This window comes from Psychrobacter sp. CAL346-MNA-CIBAN-0220 (genome assembly GCF_040309805.1).
Taxonomy (GTDB): Bacteria; Pseudomonadota; Gammaproteobacteria; order Pseudomonadales; family Moraxellaceae; genus Psychrobacter.
The window spans coordinates 1-253 of sequence record NZ_JBEOPF010000535.1; the positions used below are offsets into that span (position 1 = coordinate 1).

A 253-nucleotide genomic window follows, 5' to 3' on the forward strand; every position below is an offset into this window, starting at 1 on the left:
TCAATATCCCACTGGGCGAATAATGCCTTAACAGTGAAGTTTTCAATGCTGTAAATAGCGTGTGCTGTTAACAATGTAGCAGAAGCGCTATCAACACCAGCAGTCCCCTGAGTTAAGTCAGACTGATACTGAACCGTGGCAGCTAATTCTAAACCCGGTACTGCAGTGTATTTTACGCGGCCGGTATAAGCTAAATCTTCGCCTTTCGCTTCAGATACTTTTTGACGACCGTTACGGATTTTATAGCCTGAGC

General features: G+C 44.7%; 1 protein-coding gene. It reads right to left on the reverse strand.

Annotated elements, in window-relative coordinates; genetic code table 11:
• The coding region (locus AAEY88_RS14680) for a hypothetical protein (RefSeq protein WP_350563569.1) at positions 1-253 on the reverse strand (253 nt) is incomplete at both ends.